14 protein-coding genes are annotated in these 17,081 nt (G+C 32.2%); 5 read left to right on the top strand and 9 right to left on the bottom strand.

The window, feature by feature from the left end; translation table 11 throughout:
- Positions 1 to 82 precede the first annotated feature (82 nt).
- The 5 genes from DBR39_RS12140 to DBR39_RS12120 all read left to right on the top strand — a co-directional run bounded on the left by DBR39_RS12140 (position 83) and on the right by DBR39_RS12120 (position 8,477).
- Complete coding sequence (locus tag DBR39_RS12140) at positions 83 to 649, top strand: RNA polymerase sigma factor (protein ID WP_185147178.1); 567 nt, start codon at positions 83 to 85, stop codon at positions 647 to 649.
- A gap of 62 nt (positions 650 to 711) precedes the next feature.
- Positions 712 to 1,857 (top strand): FecR family protein, encoded by a 1,146-nt coding sequence (locus tag DBR39_RS12135; protein WP_124533431.1) that lies wholly within the window; start codon positions 712 to 714, stop codon positions 1,855 to 1,857.
- Between the two features lie 122 nt (positions 1,858 to 1,979).
- Entirely contained in the window at positions 1,980 to 5,579 is a 3,600-nt protein-coding gene (locus DBR39_RS12130; RefSeq protein ID WP_124533429.1) for a SusC/RagA family TonB-linked outer membrane protein, read from the top strand.
- Between the two features lie 9 nt (positions 5,580 to 5,588).
- Positions 5,589 to 6,974 (top strand): RagB/SusD family nutrient uptake outer membrane protein, encoded by a 1,386-nt coding sequence (locus DBR39_RS12125; protein ID WP_124533427.1) that lies wholly within the window; start codon positions 5,589 to 5,591, stop codon positions 6,972 to 6,974.
- A gap of 3 nt (positions 6,975 to 6,977) precedes the next feature.
- Positions 6,978 to 8,477, top strand: coding sequence for a TlpA family protein disulfide reductase (locus DBR39_RS12120; RefSeq protein ID WP_124533424.1), 1,500 nt, complete (start codon positions 6,978 to 6,980; stop codon positions 8,475 to 8,477).
- Between the two features lie 46 nt (positions 8,478 to 8,523).
- Here the strand turns inward: DBR39_RS12120 and DBR39_RS12115 are convergent, their stop codons facing one another.
- From DBR39_RS12115 to DBR39_RS12080, 9 genes are all read right to left on the bottom strand, one after another.
- On the bottom strand, positions 8,524 to 8,763 hold the full coding sequence (locus DBR39_RS12115; protein ID WP_124533422.1) for a hypothetical protein: 240 nt from the start codon (positions 8,761 to 8,763) through the stop codon (positions 8,524 to 8,526).
- A gap of 109 nt (positions 8,764 to 8,872) precedes the next feature.
- Entirely contained in the window at positions 8,873 to 9,136 is a 264-nt protein-coding gene (locus DBR39_RS12110) for a DUF6520 family protein (protein ID WP_124533420.1), read from the bottom strand.
- 99 nt (positions 9,137 to 9,235) lie between these two features.
- Positions 9,236 to 9,682 carry a MauE/DoxX family redox-associated membrane protein gene (locus tag DBR39_RS24595; RefSeq protein WP_410494256.1) on the bottom strand — a complete coding sequence of 149 codons (447 nt, stop codon included), beginning with the start codon at positions 9,680 to 9,682 and terminating at the stop codon, positions 9,236 to 9,238.
- A gap of 259 nt (positions 9,683 to 9,941) precedes the next feature.
- Positions 9,942 to 12,029 (bottom strand): type IA DNA topoisomerase, encoded by a 2,088-nt coding sequence (locus DBR39_RS12105; protein ID WP_124533419.1) that lies wholly within the window; start codon positions 12,027 to 12,029, stop codon positions 9,942 to 9,944.
- Between the two features lie 11 nt (positions 12,030 to 12,040).
- The gene (locus DBR39_RS12100) at positions 12,041 to 13,510 is read right to left on the bottom strand and encodes a DUF3945 domain-containing protein (RefSeq protein WP_124533417.1); all 1,470 of its coding nucleotides are present in this window, start codon (positions 13,508 to 13,510) and stop codon (positions 12,041 to 12,043) included.
- 77 nt (positions 13,511 to 13,587) lie between these two features.
- Positions 13,588 to 13,902: a helix-turn-helix domain-containing protein gene (locus DBR39_RS12095; protein WP_048506288.1), complete on the bottom strand. Its 315-nt coding sequence runs from the start codon at positions 13,900 to 13,902 to the stop codon at positions 13,588 to 13,590.
- 239 nt (positions 13,903 to 14,141) lie between these two features.
- Positions 14,142 to 14,990 carry an RteC domain-containing protein gene (locus DBR39_RS12090; protein ID WP_124533415.1) on the bottom strand — a complete coding sequence of 283 codons (849 nt, stop codon included), beginning with the start codon at positions 14,988 to 14,990 and terminating at the stop codon, positions 14,142 to 14,144.
- Between the two features lie 436 nt (positions 14,991 to 15,426).
- A complete protein-coding gene (locus tag DBR39_RS12085; RefSeq protein WP_124533413.1) occupies positions 15,427 to 15,768 on the bottom strand; it encodes a helix-turn-helix domain-containing protein in 342 nt (113 codons plus the stop codon).
- Between the two features lie 119 nt (positions 15,769 to 15,887).
- Entirely contained in the window at positions 15,888 to 17,057 is a 1,170-nt protein-coding gene (locus DBR39_RS12080) for a site-specific integrase (protein ID WP_124533411.1), read from the bottom strand.
- Positions 17,058 to 17,081: the final 24 nt, after the last annotated feature.

Genomic DNA, 17,081 nt, shown 5'->3' with positions numbered 1-17,081 from the left:
AGCAATTATAATTTTTAAATAATGGAAATAATAGCTAATTTTATATATTATAGCCACCTAAATGATGAGGAAAGATGAAAATATGGCCAATGAATTACTTTTGCAGGGGTTGCGAAATGGCGATCATTATGCTTTTCATCAAATCTTTCAAAAATTTCATAAGGCGATAGTCTATTTTGCAAACAAATTTTTATATCCGGATACTTATTCAGAAGCCGAGGAAATTGTTCAGGATATATTTGTTAAGCTCTATGAAAAAAGAACTTCCTTCAGTTCCTTTGAAAATATTAAAGCTTTCCTCTATATCTCCACAAAAAATGCATGTTTTGATAGGATAGCCAAAGAAAAAGTCCGCTCAAACCGATTTGAAAAATATATTCAAAATTTTAATGAATCGGAAGAAAATATCTTAAAACATATTATTGATTCAGAGCTTATTAGCCAACTCGGAGCAGAAATAGATTTATTGCCCGAAAAATGTAGAATTATTATGAGGCAGTTTTTAGATGAAGATAAAAGCGCCAAAGAAATCGCAGAGGATCTTGGAATTAGCATCAGCACGGTGAATAATCAAAAATCACGAGCAATATCTATCATTAAAAAAAGGCTTGGGAGTGCTGGAATCGCCCTTTTACTATTTTACCTTTAATTTTTTTTTAATTTCTTTAGAGAAGCCTATCTCATTTTCCGTTTCTAATTAAAAGTGGAATCATGGAGAGGAAAGATATCTATATCAGTTTTGAAATAGGTCGAATATTAAAAAAAATCGTTCAAGTCGATCCATTAACTGTCGATGAACATATTGTTTTAAATTCTTGGCTTAAAGAGGACAAAAAAAATGAAGATTTTTTTCAGAAGGTACAAAATCCGGCCTATCTCGCTGAATCGATAAAACAACTATATAAAACTGAATCCGAGATTCAATTTAGTATTGTAGAGTCAAAACTGAAGCAGAAAAAAATAAGAAGAATTATCCGCCATATCAGTGTTGCTGCCGGATTTCTGGTCATTTTGAATATAGGTCTATTGTTGTATATTCAGAAATCCAGATCTGAAAAAGAAACATTTTCCAATACTGCGATTAATGATGTTCCTCCAGGTTGCAATAAAGCTTCAATCACCTTTTCAGACGGTAAGTCAGTTGATCTGCAAGATCTAGACGGAATTAAAGTTTCAGAAAAAGGTTTTATCTATACTGATGGTAAACTGGTGCGCTCACTAAATGATATAAGCTCAGCCGTCCTTAAAACACCGCGTGGTGGGCAATACCATATCATTTTATCTGACGGAACTAAAGTTTGGTTAAACTCAGGTTCTTCATTAGAGTATCCAGTAGAGTTTTCAGGAAATAGAGAAGTAAGATTGAGTGGTGAAGCATATTTTGAAGTTCGTCATGATCCAAAACATCCATTTCTCGTCAAGACAGATATTCAGCAGATTAAAGTTCTCGGAACAAGATTTAATATTCGCGCCTATGAAGACAAACAGTTCACAACGCTTGTCCAAGGAAGTGTAGAAGTTAAAGCGAATGGCTCTACATCTACAATGAAAATGAAGCCAAATGAGCAGGCTATAATAAATAATTATAGCCTTTCTATTCAAAAAGTAGATGCTTTGGATTTTCTCACTTGGAAACAAGGTTTGATATCATCTGGAAGCATTTCACTGTTGGATCTATCTAAAGAGATCGAGCGCTGGTGGGACGTTGATTTTAGATTCTCACCAAATTTTAAAAATGCTGAAAGAGCTTACTTAACTATCAGCAAAAACGAAAATCTGTCCTCTGTTTTAAAGGTAATCGAAAAAACTTATGGTGTAACAGCTGAAATACATGGAAAGGAGGTTGACATCAGATAAGAACGTTTCATATGTGTTTATGCCCGTAGTTCTTAAGAATATACCGTCCCGAGGTCCAGTCGGGACGGCTGCGGGTTTTTAAAAGTTAAATAAAGCAAATTACTAACCCTAACTCAAATGTAATGAATAATACCATTATCGACAATGGTAAATCGATTTCTATTCCCCAATGGAAACTGAAAACCATTGATAAACAATTGAAAAAGAGACAAGTCATGAAAAACCTGATATTTTTTATATTAATTTGTTTTTTGGCTTGCACAAAATTGACTGCACAGCGAATAACTGTTATAGAAAAAGATGTCCCTTTTAAAACGGTTATTAGGCAAATTAACCAACAGTCTGGATATTCTTTTTCTATAAATGAAAGGCACATGAAAATCGCTAAAGATGTCACTATTTCAGCCAAGGACAAGGATTTAAAAACTGTATTGGATGAAATTTTTAGCGGACAGCCCTTTAGTTATAGCATAGAAGGAAAAATTATAGTTTCTATAGATAGGGGAAAAGAAACTCAGTTAAAACGACCAATTAAAAAAGAAGATAACCCCATCAGAGGTCAAGTAACAAACGATAAAGGCGAGCCTCTTGCGGGCGCCTCCCTGCGTATCAAGGGAACAAACATTGACTTTTCAACGGATGGGAACGGTATATTTTTGATACCTGACAAATTTGTTGAAGAAATTCTACAGGTATCTTTTGTAGGCTATACCTCAACAGAAATCCCTGTTAGAAATGCAAACAATATTGTTTTGCACATAAACGATAATACTATTGGCATTGTCGATGTTGTTTCTACCGGTTATCAAAGTATTCCAAAGGAAAGAGCTACAGGATCATTCGTTCAAATTGATAATCAACTATTAAACCGACGTGTTAGCACGAATATTTTAGACAGATTGGACGGTATAACAAGTGGATTGACATTCAGCAAAAGCTCAAGTTCTACTGGTCTTTTACCTTCAAATTCTAAAACAGGCATTTCAATTAGAGGTACAAGCACAATTGATACAAAAGTGAGTGCCGATCCCTTAATAGTTCTGGATAATTTTCCATATGAAGGTAACATTGATAATATAAATCCAAACGATATTGAAAGTATCACCGTACTTAAAGATGCCGCTGCCGCATCAATCTGGGGAGCAAGGTCAGGAAATGGAGTTATAGTTATAACAACAAAAAAGGGTAAATTGGATCAACCACTAAGTATAGAATTTAATTCAAATTTTACGCTTGGGCAAAAGCCGAATCTAAAATATTCTCGTAATTACATCCAATCTTCGGATTACTTGGATATAGAAAAGTACTTATTTAATCAGGGATATTATGATTCTGATATTACCAATACAATGACATATCCTGCATTATCAGGAGGAGTTGAAATATTCTCAAAACTGAGAGCAGGAACAATTACGGAAAATGAGGCAAATGAACAGTTGGCAATATTAAAAAATGTTGATGTCCGTGATGAAATTGAAAAGTATTTTTATCAAAAAAGTCTGAACCAACAATATGCATTAAATGTCCGCGGTGGAACACCAAAATCAACCTACGCCTTAACCTTTGGTGTTGACAAAAATAGAAGTTCCTTAATCAACAGTGACTATAATAGGACAAGTTTCAGCTCATCTAATACTTTTAGACCAATAAAAAATCTAGAACTTTCCGCAAATATAATCTATAATCGAAGTAGTAGTATTTTGGGGTTAGCTTATAGTTCCAATCTTCCATATAATAGATTAGCCGACAAAAATGGTATTGCATTAAGTGTTCCATATTATTATTCGGATTCCTATAAGAAATCAATGCAGGATCTTGGATTTTTAGATTGGGCTTACCGTCCATTAGAAGAAAGAGACTTCTCCGAAAATAAAACAACCTTTAGTAATGTCTTATTAAAAGCAGGAGCAACCTATACATTTACCGATTTCCTGAAAACCCAGATTCAATACCAAATGGAAAATGAAACAGGGAAAAATACGAATTTCAATAATGTAAATAGTTTTTATGCTAGAAATCTAATCAACACTTATACACAATATGACAATGTTTCTAAAACATTTCAATACCCATTTCCTAAAGGTGGAATTTTAGGTCAGGTAGATATGGAAACAAAAGCCAATTCCTTTCGATGGCAATTAAACTATGATCAGATTTTTAAGGGAAAACATCAGATAAACGCGATAGCTGGTGCAGAAGTCCGTCAGGTAATTAATAGCTCTAGGACTAATAATCTCTTTGGGTATGATGAAAATCTTGGAATCTCCGTAACAAATTTAAATTATGACACCTATTATAGTGTAAATCCTGTAGCCTATGGAACAAGATTACTTCCTGCGGTAGATGGGGATGTTGATCCTACAGAATTTACAAATCGTTTTGTCTCATATTTTGCAAATGCTTCCTACGAATACAATAAGAAATATATAATTTCATTAAGCGGTAGAAAAGATGGCGCCAACATTTTCGGTGTCAATATAAATGATAAAGTTACGCCACTCTGGTCTACAGGATTAGCCTGGAATATAAGCAACGAATCATTTTACAATTTTAAATTATTGCCCTATTTAAAATTAAGAACAACTTATGGCTACAATGGTAACGTATATAATGCTTCTGCATATTTAACAGCAGAATATTCTACCAGTTCTTTAACAAGAGCAAGGATAGCTACAATTAAAAGTCCTCCAAACCCTGAATTGCGTTGGGAAAAAATCAAAAACTTAAATTTTGCAGTCGATTTTGCCTCTGTTAATAACCGAATTACAGGTACGGTTGAATGGTTTGATAAAGTTGGAGATGACCTTATACAAAATACTATTTTGGCACCATCGACAGGATTTACCACATATAAAGCGAATTCAGCACAGGTTGAAACAAAAGGCTTAGAAATAAATCTTACATCCCAGAATATTAAAGGTAAGTTCAACTGGTCAACAAACTTTATATTCAATTATATAAAAGATAAGGTCAAAAAATATGATACAAAATATTCCAATGCTGAACTTGCTCTTTACAGTTCAATACTAGCATACAATGGTGGGCTTTTTCCAGTAGAAGGTAATTCTTTATTTGGTTTATATTCCTATAAATGGGCAGGTCTTGATCCTTCTAACGGAGATCCGCAAGGCTACCTAAATGGTGAAGTTTCAAAAGATTATGCGTCAATAATTAATGAAAATGACAATAGCATTCTAGTATATCATGGTTCCTCTCGGCCGACTACTCTGGGGTCGTTTAGGAACACATTTTCCTATGGAGACTTCTCAGTCTCAGCGAATATAATCTATAAACTAAATTACCATTTCCGTAAAATTTCATCCAATACGAATTACACTGAAACGTTAAGGTCTTTAAATTCAGATTACAGTAATCGTTGGCAAACGACTGGTGATGAATTGACGACCAATGTTCCTTCTTTTACATATAATACAAATCTTAATAGAAATAATTTCTATCAAAGTTCAGAAGTACTTATTGAAAAAGGCGACCATATTAGACTTCAAGATATTTCTCTAGCATACAATCTTTCTAAAAGATGGTGTTCCTCAATGGGATTGAAATCAGTTCAATTATATGGCTATGTAAACAACATAGGTATTTTATGGAGAGCTAACAAATCAGGTATCGATCCAGATTATAATCAGAACCTTTATTCAGGATATACCGGAAATATTGTTTCACCTCGTACTTATGCATTAGGCATTCGGGCGAATTTTTAATTGTGAAAAATGAAAACATTTACATTAATAATATTTATATCGCTAACGTTTGTTAGTTGTAGAAAACAGGATGAATGGTTAGATAAGAAATCGAGTAAATCTGATGTCGTACCTACAACTTTAGATGATTATCAAGCAATACTTGATAATACTGAAATCATGAATACCTATTATCCTTCATTGGGTTTAGTTGGATCAGATAATTATTTAATAACTGACGCTTCATGGAACGGAATGCGTGATATAGCAGTAAAAAACATGTATGCTTGGGCTAAGGATATTTATGAGGGTTCCACTACTGGCTCAATTTGGGAATGGTCAAAGCCATATGAAATAGTGGAATATTCAAATGTTGTTTTAGAAGGAATTGATAAAATAAATATAAGTGATGTTAACAGGGCACAATGGAATAATATTAAAGGAAGCGCATTATTTTATAGAGCCTATGCTTTTTATAATTTAGCGCAACTATTCTGTAAACCATTTGATCCTTTAACTTCAGATTCTGATCTTGGAATACCCTTAAGATTAAATTCTGATGTAAATATAAAATCTACTCGAGCAACAGTGAAACAGACCTATGATCAAATAATAAATGATCTTTTAATAGCTGAATCTTTGCTCTCAGAAACACCTCTTTATAAAACAAGACCATCAATACCTGCTATAAAAGCGTTGCTGGCTAAGAGCTATTTACTCATGGATGATTATGAGAATGCATTAAAGTATGCTGAAATGGCTTTAAATTATAACAATATATTGATAGATTATAATACCTTAAATACATCAACTACTTATTCGCTTCCAAATTTTAAAACAGGTAATCCCGAAGTTATATTTTACGCAACTGCAACTTCATACTCTGTTGTGATGTCAAGAGCAACGCAAATTGTTTCTCCTGATTTATACAATTCTTATCTAGGAGATGATTTAAGGAAAAAGGTATTTTATAGAGGGACAATACCAAGTATCTCATTCACTGGTCATCAAAATGGAAGTAACAATGTTTTTGCAGGACTAGCTAATAATGAACTTTTTCTTCTAAAAGCAGAATGTCAAATTAGGTTGGGTAATTTAAATAGTGGTTTGGGAACTTTAAAAGATCTTCTAACTAAAAGGTGGAATAAAAATATAACTTTTTCGCTCCCAACAATTACAAACGAAAAGGATGCTTTGAAATTTATACTTTCAGAAAGAAGAAAAGAACTCCCATTTACATCTAATACAAGATGGGAGGATCTAAGAAGGTTTAACACAGATAGCAGATTTGCACAAACATTAACAAGAACGATCAATGGGGAATTATATAGTTTGCCCCCAAATGATCCAAGGTATGTATTTCCAATACCTCCATTAGAAATTTTAAAATCAAATATTGAACAGAATATACGTTAACACATGGAAAAAATTATTTTTTTTACAATTGCTTTTTTTTGTGTGATTTTATCATCAGCCCAAAATAAAAGTAGAACTATATATATAGATATTATCTATCCTACAATGACAAAAGACACTGTTATGATAGAATATCAACATAATGGAATGTCTTTATCTGCACTAGAGAAAGTCAAAATTTCTGATTCTTTATTAAATAATCATTTTGAAATAAATCCTGAAAAAGACGATAAAATATTCTATTTATCTTTCTCAGGAAAAAAACAATATTTTCTGATAAATTATTTAGTAGAACCCGGTGATAGTATCCAGATTTTTGTTGAACATGCGCAAATACAATTTAGAGGCAGAGGTTCCGAAAAATATCAATGTAGATATGAAATGGACAATATCAATAAAGTATTTCCTTGGCAGAGAACACATTTAAAGTACAACGTAAATAAGGGAGAACTCATTTTTGATTCTTTATATTACACAAATTACATTCCTGATAATAAGGCTTTTCAAAAACGTCAATATTCTGCGGCAAAGTGTAGTGAAGAGGTCCTGAAGTGGTATAAAGATCGATTATCGGTGTATGTTTATAATCTATTGTTAGCAAATTTGTATGGCGATGTAGAAAACAGAATTTGGAATAGTCTTAATATAGCATTTAATAGTTTTGTTACAAATGTCGATCCAATCCAAAAGAAGGAAATTCAAGATTCTTTAGTAAATATATATTTAAATAGAAATGTCCCCAATTTTTCAAAAATACCTGATTCAGTTTTAGCTTTTTCTCATACATACTTAACTTATTTATGTAAAGGAAATCTAAGAAAGGGCGGATTCGCTGAAGCCGTATCATTACGAAAAGATCCTTCTTTAAAAAAGACCGAATTGGAATTGTTTTCTGAAAATCATCAAGGAATATTGCGAGATAAATTAATAACACAATATTTAATTACAAATTTTGCAGAATTGCCAAATATTTCAAATCTGATAAGCTATGCAATGAAAAACGTTTCTGATCCAGAAAGTAGAAAATTGTTAAGTTCTTTAAATCATACAAATACAAAAGGAAGCAAAGGATTTGCATTTAATTTACCTGACTTTTATGGTAATTTTAGGACACTTAATGAATTTAGAGGGAAGGTTATCTTATTGGATTTTTGGTTTACAGGTTGTAGCAGCTGTGCTATAATGGCGAAGAATTTAAAACCAGTTGCGGAATATTTTAAAAATAACAAAAACGTAATATTTATAAGTATTAGTACGGATGAACGTTTATCTATTTGGCGGAAGAGCGTTATACAAGAAATTTATACCAACAAACATAGTGTAGATCTGTTTACAGAAGGGAAAGGTATAGATCATCCTATTATAAAGCATTATAAAATAAAAGGTTACCCCACGTTAATAATGATTGGTAAGGATAGTAAAGTAATCACGACTTCGGTCATTAAGCCTTATAACGAGAAAGATAAAAATGACTTAATTAAATTAATTGAGAAAAATTTATAATAAACAACGAATTGATTTGGCAATCCGTTGTTTATTTATTTGAGTTTTACTCTTCATATTTGGAATTTACTCTATAAGGAGTAAAATTCGCTGGATTTTGATTAGGATTCGGATAAAGAGTAGTTGTTGCATTACCGATTTTTGTATAATCACAAACTGTTGAAGTTTCAGCGATACAGATTCCGTCACCCTTTAGGTAAAAAATACTTCCATTAAATACGTATTCACCAGCAACAGTTTTATTTCCTCTGGTAAAGGCACTACCTACGGAAAAAAATATTGCCATAATTAATAATATTTTAAAGTTTCTCATAATTATAGTTTTCAGATGTTGTTACTTATAAAATAAACGGATTGAAAAATCAATCCGTTTTTAATGAAAAAGTAAGCCAATACTAGGGCTCATATCTTGCATTTGTTGTATGAGCAGTAAAATTTGCTGGATTTTGATACTGATTTGGATATTGAGGTGTGGTAGCTGAACCGACTTTTGTGTAATCACAAATTTCACTTGGTTCCGACTCACATCGACCGCCATCTTTTAATTCCCAAGTATCTCCATTTAATACATACTCACCTGCAGCTTTGTTACTTGCTGTAAAAGCACTCCCAACGGCAAATACTACTGCCGCACCTAATAATAATTTAAAATTTTTCATAATAAAAAGTTTTTGATTTGTTGCTTACTCTGGTTTGAAGGTTTTCAGCTTCCCCTTATTTTGGACCCAATAATTTTAATTCATTTATACTGATCTAAATTATTGTAACTGGTTATAAAGTAAATGATTAGACGAATTTTTCTTGTTTACTCGAATAGCGAGTGAAGTGATTACAACGAAAAAAAGGTTAAAAATTAAATGCTGGGGCCATGTTAGATTTTTTATGACACCTCCACATGAGCACGGCACATACTCAAAAACATGAAACAGAACTAGCGCTGTATAAATTGTAAATAAACTCATCAAAACCAATGATGCATATAAACCTATCAATCTGGCTTTTTCAAATAATAGAGCAATAACAATTGAAATTTCAGTTATTGGTATTAACCACCTTAACAATGGTGTTAAGCTATTCGGAAACGGTTGATTATTTAAATCATAAGTAAACCCCTTAAAATCCACAAATTTGCTTACAGCAGTATAGAGGAACAAAATGACCAATAATACAACTACTACCTCCGTAAAAATTCTCTTTTTTTGCATGACAATGGTTTTTTAGCTTTTTCATTTCTCACAGTTGAAATTTAAAGGCTATTACCATTTTTTTTCGATATAAATTTCAAACTGTCGTGAGAAATAATTCAAACAAATGTAGAGGGAGAGAACAACATGATGCAACATAATGGTGTTACGATTCTAGAAAAATACCATAACTTTCCTTTATACAAAGCAAAAATTCATATTGTAATAATTCTAGAATAATAACAAAAATGACGGTCTTTGGAACCGCCATTCTTATTAATCACTTATTTTTTTTCTTTTTTTTATCAAATTCAAATGAAGTTTTACCATTTTCGTCAAGTATAATGTATGCATCAAACTTATTTCCTGACCTACTTTTCATGCCTTTCAAAAGTGATGTCCTTTTTTTGGTAATTAAGTTTTCCATTTCCTTATCACTTAGGGCAACCTCACAGACCTTCTTAAATTGAATCCATTCACAGTTCTTATCCGGACATTTTACTACATGTTCATTAAAGATTAAATTATGAATTTTGCATTTTGGACATTTTAATTGCAATGTATTTGGTACAAACTCAGTAGATAGAAGTTCTTTGGTAATCTCTTTAGCATAGGATTCCATTTCATTTTGAAATAGATTAGCATTTAACTCATTATTTTCTATCTTTTGAAGAGCAAGCTCCCATTGCGCAGTCATAGCGACATCGGCTATTTTCTTTTCTTTTACGAGTTCATAAACCTGAATTCCCTTTTTAGTTGGAACTAGATTTTTTTTCTCCCGGACAATATAATTTCGATCAAACAGAACTTCAATGATAGCTGCGCGAGTGGCTGGCGTTCCAATCCCAATATTATTAAGCGATTTACGCTCTTCTTCATTTTCAATTTGCCTCCCCGCATTTTCCATTGCCGATAGGAGACCTGCCTCAGTGTAAAGAACTGGCGGACGGGTCTTTTTTTCTAAAATATTTGCCTCATTAATGCTGAGTGAATCACCCTCTTTTAATGTTGGTATATTCAATATTACCTCTTCATCATTGTCTTCATTTTTAAAGAGGTTTTGTATAGATCTCCATCCCGGATCAATCACACGGGCTCCTTTCAGAATAAATTCAAAGTGCAGTGATTCCAGCTTAACTTCCGTAATTTCTTTTGTACACTGGTAGCATATTGATTCAATGAGCCTAATAGCAATCATATCATAGATGGCATTTTCCTTACTCGATAGGGCTGAAGGAATTTTATCTGTTATCAATAATGCATGATGATCTGTAACTTTAAGGTCATTTACAATTCTTTTATTGAATCGGCCCCATTTTACATTGTTTATCCGTTCTTTATAACCAGCACGGTTCTCCAAAGCTCTGACTAAATCTGGGATCTCCGGCCAAATGTCATTTGATATATATTTACTGCCTGTTCGGGGATATGTAATGAATTTCTGCTCATATAAGCTTTGTGCAATTGATAATGTCTCTTCGGCAGTAAGGTCTAATTTCTTATTAGCTTCTTTTTGTAAAGAAGTTAAATCGAATAGTAGAGGTGGCTGTTCGTTTGAATTACGTTTATCGACTGAATTAACAATAGAACTTCCTAAACGCTCAATCGATTTTAAAATTTCGGTTGCTTTTTCTTTATCATCCCATTTTTCCTTCGATATACTGGAGAAATTGAATCCATCTTTTAAATATTTGAGCTCCAATTGCCAATAGGTTTCAATTTTAAAATTTTTATTGTCAATGTACCTCTTACAAATCAAGCTCAAAGTTGGGGTTTGCACTCTTCCTAAAGAATAAATTCCATTTCCAGCTTGTAAAGATAATGCCTGAGTTGAATTTATCCCTACAAGCCAATCCGCACGACTTCTGGCTTGGGCGGCAAAAAATAAACCATCGAAATCGGTTCCTGGCTTTAGATTGGCAAAACCTTGGTCAATAGCTTTTTCTGTTAACGAGCTAATCCATAGTCGTTCAAAAGGTTTTTTACAATTCAAATAATTATAGATATATCTAAATATAAGTTCACCTTCTCTACCAGCGTCAGTTGCAACAATTATACTGTCACATTGTTCAAAAATAATTTCTATTATTTTTAATTGCCTAACAGCACCAGGATCGTCAAGATATCCTTTTTCTTTTTTGACTTTTCTTACAGTAAGTAAGAATGGATCTGGCAATATTGGTAAATTGTCTTTTTGAAATCCGGTAATACCGTATTCCGAAGGCATTCCCAAAGAAATTAAATGACCTATTGCCCAGGTAACGATATAACCATTACCTTTTAAAAAACCTTCATTTTTTTCTGTTGCTCCCAATAGTGCTGCAATTTCTCGCGCAACGCTTGGTTTTTCTGCTATTACTGCTTTCATATTAATTTATTTTAGGATACTCTTCGACCTCTTTTTTTAGGCGCATTGTTGGTTTCTTTTTGCGTGTTCTGCTGCCTTTTATTAGCAGGCGTACTTTGACCTGATTTTAATGGCCGCTTGATATTTTTAGTAGCTTCATTTGTTTTCCCATCGGAATTAACAGCGACCTGGGTTTTATGAGTTTCAGCTGTGGTTGCATTTTGTTTAAGTTTATTGGGGTTTTTAAAATTAAAATCCAATTCTCCTTTTTCTTTATTTAGCCATACATATCCCGGATATTCCTTCCCAGCACCATCCTTAAAATCGGTGATATATACTGTTTCACCCTTGCTAAGTTTATTATACTGGTCGAAAGTAAATTCTTTCCTTCTAAAAGTTTTTGGTATTTCTGCAGATTGGTTTTGAGAGTTATCCTGTTTTTGAATTTTGGAATTTCCTTTATCAAATTGAAATTCAATATGACCTTTGAAAGCATTAAATTGGATTTCACCATTAAATAAAGTATCTCTTTTAGAAAGCATCCCTTCAAGATATACAGGCTTACCTTCCAATAAAAGATTTTTTTGATCGGGAGTAAGGGTCACTCCTTTGATAATATCATCAATACGCATCTTTTCAACCGGAAAAGAAACTAATTGATTTGTATCCTTATCTAGCGTTATCACATGGAAAGCCTTCGTATTATTATCTGTAATTAGTTCTACAGCTCTTCCCATATTTCCTCTTTCTAATAGGTTGGTTTTATCCTCTTCGGTAAATTCATGTCCTTGAAATTTCTTATCTAATTCAATTTCATTTTTTTTGGGAAGCATGTTAAATACTGCTAGACCATCCTTTCCCTGTTCAAGCCATAACTTAGCTTGGGTTTCAATTTCTTGATTTCCAACCTTTAACGATACTGTTAGCATATCATTTGTTTTAAAACCTTTTAACAGAGAGTCCAAAAGATTAAATTTCTCAAATTCCTCGCGGCTGTACCCAAGATTTTCTAAGCTTTTCCAGTCGATTTTTTCAATGGAATAGTGATTACCATTACTATTTTCCGTTTTGTTTTGTTGTTGTGCCATAGTATTTTTATTATTGTTTTTACTCAAAATATCCTTAAGTCCTTCTAGGAGCTCTTTACCTTCAAGTTTTGCTGTATCAATAAATTGCTGCATTTTTTTTGCTATCATGACAGCAGTTTCAATAGGAACTTTAAAAAAATTGAAGCGTGTGGGATTGCCGATCTGACTAAAAAAATTCTTTAAAAAATTGGAAAGCATATCTTCATTTTTGTTGAGTTTCAAAAAAGAATTTTCTTTTCTTTTAGTTGGATCAACCGTTTCAAGCTCATCTTTTTCACCAGGTTTTTTGCCGGACTTTTTCTTTATTCCTTTAACCGCGAGAATTTTATTGGTTTCTGTATCATGGACAAGCAACGTATCTGTTAGATCATTTGCTTGATCAGATTTCTGATTTTTGGATTGATTAGTACTCATAACTCTAAATTTTTGTAAATCTCAGATCAAGGTATTTTATAAATCAATAGCAATAACTAAGTTGGAATTTTAAGGTATTATTCGGCTTTCAATTTCCTCTTACGCTTAGTGGGAGTGTTAAAACTATCACGAATAAATTGGTGGACATCTGATAATTTGTAATAAAGCTTACCACTAATAGTGTAATAGAGTAATTTACCATCAGACCTGTATCTCTGTAATGAACGATTACTAATTTTTAGCATTTGAAGCAAATCCTGATTGTCTAGCAATTCTTCTCCATCAATTGCATTGTTAGTTTTCTTCATTTCTCTTACGCTTTCGGAAATCAAATCGAATCGATCCATGATTCTTTCCATCCAAGCAATAAATTCTAATCTGTCAATATTCATCTGTTTAAAATTTTTGTTCACAGACAAATTTCTTAGAGTAAAATAGTCCAGTAACCCAAGTTTAATCAAGTACTGCCAAGGGAAAGTGAAAATATTTTTTTGTCATTTTTAATTTTCAGATACTGTAATTTTTATGAATGAAGGATTTCAATGTTGTTGGTTTGTTGGATCTACTTGGCATATCTTGGCATAACTTGGTAAAAAAAAGACAACCTGTTGGCTGTCTCAATCTAATTATCTTAAAGATTTCTGTTCATGTATTCTTCTAAACTTACTTTAAGATGATCAAGAAAAGCTGTCTTGCTTCCTGATCTGACTTTCATTCGGTGGAAAGCATGGTGGAAATCGCCCAGCTCTATCTGGAAAAGTGTTTCAATGATGGTACTGATTTTTGATATTGCCAATCGACCATTGGATAAAGACCTGGCAGCGTAAAGTGCATATATCAGCTCTATTAGAGCGTTCTTAGAATCGGTCCAGAACATATCATCGTAATTGGTATATGTTAGCGATGGTGATTCATATTCATTCTCTGGGCTCAGCCTATTTCTTATATAAGTATATAATAGTTCATCTGCGGTAATATGAGCGACTTTGTAGTCATAGTATGTTGAAAAATTCGGATCGATTTCAAAAACAAAACTATTTAGACCTTCTATAATATCAATATTTCCTAAAGCAAAATATTTTTCATCAAGATCCTTACGACCTGATTTTATATATCGGTAAAAATCTGAATCTACAAAATGCTCTTGAAATTCTTTGTTTAATTTTTCAAGTTCTTTTTCGAAATATATCTTATAAAGTTCACCAGCCTTCGCAGGACAAGATGTTTCAATCCTATAAATCTTGTTATAGTAAATAAGCTTTCCGAGAAGTTGTGGTTTTACGTATTTAAAAAAATTGATCTCCTGTTCCTTATCAATGAAACCCTTATTTGAAACAATAGCTTTTGTCTCATTTAATATTTCTTGGAGAAAGGTCGCCATTTGATAGGCTTCATTAATAACTTTTTCCTTGGTTAGTGTAATCTTGCATTCTTGAATTTCAATACGTTTTACTATAGTATCATAAATTGATTTTGTCATGGTAAAAATATTAGAAAGGTTCTCATTATCAGGTCCAGTGATATCAGCAATCTTAAAAATATAATATTTTTCCCTTTGTGGCGAATTATTTAATCTATCAATTAATTATATATTATTTTGCTAATAACCTTATTACATTCTTCAATTTTTATTGAAATATTTTATTCGTTCATAATTTGATTCAAAAGCAATTTAAATTAATGTAAGGTGTAATTATTTGCTGTTTAATATTTGAGTGTGTTTAGCAAATATTCGTAGTGTGATATTCTCTTACCGTTTAATAAAACATAAATTAATTAACATATTTTGTACAAGTAGGGGACATAGTATTGAAGAAATATCAAGGTGACTTGAAAAACCCTTAAAAGGATCAAACTATTGTAAATAAAAACCTTCCAAATTTATGATTGGAAGGTTTTGAATTCTGCTAAGGTTTCTAGGGCCATCTTTTTTTGGTTACTCTTTTTAAAATATGATTCCCATCACTACTTAATTCATGTAAGGATTTTTCTTTTCCTCCTTGAATCCATTCTAATAATTCAGTTTTAGAAAAATGCAGTCTATTTCCTTTTTTGTAGAACGGTACTTCGCGTAGACACACTTTAGAATATAATGTTGGTAATGATAATTTTAAAATTTTGCAAGCTTCTTTTGCATCAACAAAGTCAAGTTCCGGCATTTCATTTTGGATACGATCCAATAGAATTTCTTCTAAACTGTCCAATCTTTCTTCAATTCTTTTAAGAATATTTGGTATTTGATCAAATGTATATTCCATACTTTTTTTTTCAAGGTAGGAAGACAGTGAAAAGAATGCTTAATATTGACTTTATCTGTCGTAATTTGTCTTTTAAAGGTGTTTAAGGCTACTAAATATTTAATTAAATCTGAAAATTATTAGATATTAATATTATCTGTTGGAGGATCAATCTGATCGATATTCGCGATGTTCTTACCTATATCAAACAAATTGATTTTAATTTTTTCAGAGGCTTCTTTCTTTAAACTGTCAACTATCTTAGCATATATCTCCGTTGTTTTGATATCTTTATGACCTAATAGTTTTGAAACTGTATATATTGATGTGCCAGCTGCAATTTGTAAGGTCGCAAAGGTATGTCTAAAACCATGGAAGGTGAAATGTTTTTCTATACCCGCATTTGCCAACCACTTTTTCAACTCTGCTACTGTGTTATGATAATTTAACCCTTCAAATACTTTTGAATCAGACTTTCCTCGTGGACCTAACAATTTTATAGTTTGATCGGATACTGGATGATATTCGGCATTTTCTGTTTTTTCCTGATTATATACTATATAATAATTGCCTTCTGTTCCATGAATTTCACTCCATAAAAGCTTTTCAACATCTGAATATCGGAAACCGGTCATAGCAGAGAAAAGTCCAGCCTTTTTCACTATTGGATTTCGACACTCGGCATTTGCCATTTTTTCTAGTTCCTCCATGAATAAAAATGGACGATGGGTTTCCTGCGGTGCAATACTGTCAATTATTGAACCTAGATCTGTCGGTAAAAAGCGTTTTTTAAAAGCCTCTTTTAATGTTAGCTTAAATCTGCCAAAATAAGCTACAGCAGTATTCTTTTTTATGGTTTTTCTGCGGCCCAATGCGGGGCATGTTAACAAATGATCTGCATATTCCTCACATAGAGTTTCATTCAACTCATTAAATGGAATTTCGGGCCCTACAAAAGTCTTAAAATATCTAACAGACATTACCCAGTTATAACAGTTGTTCCTTTTTTTAGCTTCTGCTTCAAAGAATTCAATAAAGTTTGATTTCATCTTTTCTTCAGAAATAAAATCAAACCTCTTGCTTTGTAATTCTATATGCCTTTGAGCTCTTACATATTCTCCTAGAGCTAAAGTTTCTTTATTGAACTTCCTTTCAGTTTCGTTTTTGGGACGATTATAGATATATAATTTTAGATAGTGTTTTCGTTCCATTTTTCCTGTTTCTGGATTATAAATGGGAGGCCATATGTCCAGAAATAAAGATTGTCTGCCTTTTGATATAGGTTTTTTCCTTAATGTTACTTTTGACATAATTTTGGATTTTTGAGTAATATT

The sequence above is a fragment of the Chryseobacterium sp. KBW03 genome, assembly GCF_003852415.1.
GTDB classification, from domain to species: domain Bacteria; phylum Bacteroidota; class Bacteroidia; order Flavobacteriales; family Weeksellaceae; genus Chryseobacterium; species Chryseobacterium viscerum.
The sequence above is the reverse complement of the archived record's forward strand: the minus strand, read 5'-3'. Positions and strand labels throughout refer to the sequence as shown.

Bases quoted from the DNA above. Each gene is read 5' to 3' on its own strand.
- DBR39_RS12140 (WP_185147178.1), top strand. From the start codon at position 83: ATGGCCAATGAATTACTTTTGCAGGGGTTGCGAAATGGCGATCATTAT.
- DBR39_RS12135 (WP_124533431.1), top strand. From the start codon at position 712: ATGGAGAGGAAAGATATCTATATCAGTTTTGAAATAGGTCGAATATTA.
- DBR39_RS12130 (WP_124533429.1), top strand. From the start codon at position 1,980: ATGAATAATACCATTATCGACAATGGTAAATCGATTTCTATTCCCCAA.
- DBR39_RS12125 (WP_124533427.1), top strand. From the start codon at position 5,589: ATGAAAACATTTACATTAATAATATTTATATCGCTAACGTTTGTTAGT.
- DBR39_RS12120 (WP_124533424.1), top strand. From the start codon at position 6,978: ATGGAAAAAATTATTTTTTTTACAATTGCTTTTTTTTGTGTGATTTTA.
- DBR39_RS12115 (WP_124533422.1), bottom strand. From the start codon at position 8,763: ATGGCAATATTTTTTTCCGTAGGTAGTGCCTTTACCAGAGGAAATAAA.
- DBR39_RS12110 (WP_124533420.1), bottom strand. From the start codon at position 9,136: ATGAAAAATTTTAAATTATTATTAGGTGCGGCAGTAGTATTTGCCGTT.
- DBR39_RS24595 (WP_410494256.1), bottom strand. From the start codon at position 9,682: ATGCAAAAAAAGAGAATTTTTACGGAGGTAGTAGTTGTATTATTGGTC.
- DBR39_RS12105 (WP_124533419.1), bottom strand. From the start codon at position 12,029: ATGAAAGCAGTAATAGCAGAAAAACCAAGCGTTGCGCGAGAAATTGCA.
- DBR39_RS12100 (WP_124533417.1), bottom strand. From the start codon at position 13,510: ATGAGTACTAATCAATCCAAAAATCAGAAATCTGATCAAGCAAATGAT.
- DBR39_RS12095 (WP_048506288.1), bottom strand. From the start codon at position 13,902: ATGAATATTGACAGATTAGAATTTATTGCTTGGATGGAAAGAATCATG.
- DBR39_RS12090 (WP_124533415.1), bottom strand. From the start codon at position 14,990: ATGACAAAATCAATTTATGATACTATAGTAAAACGTATTGAAATTCAA.
- DBR39_RS12085 (WP_124533413.1), bottom strand. From the start codon at position 15,768: ATGGAATATACATTTGATCAAATACCAAATATTCTTAAAAGAATTGAA.
- DBR39_RS12080 (WP_124533411.1), bottom strand. From the start codon at position 17,057: ATGTCAAAAGTAACATTAAGGAAAAAACCTATATCAAAAGGCAGACAA.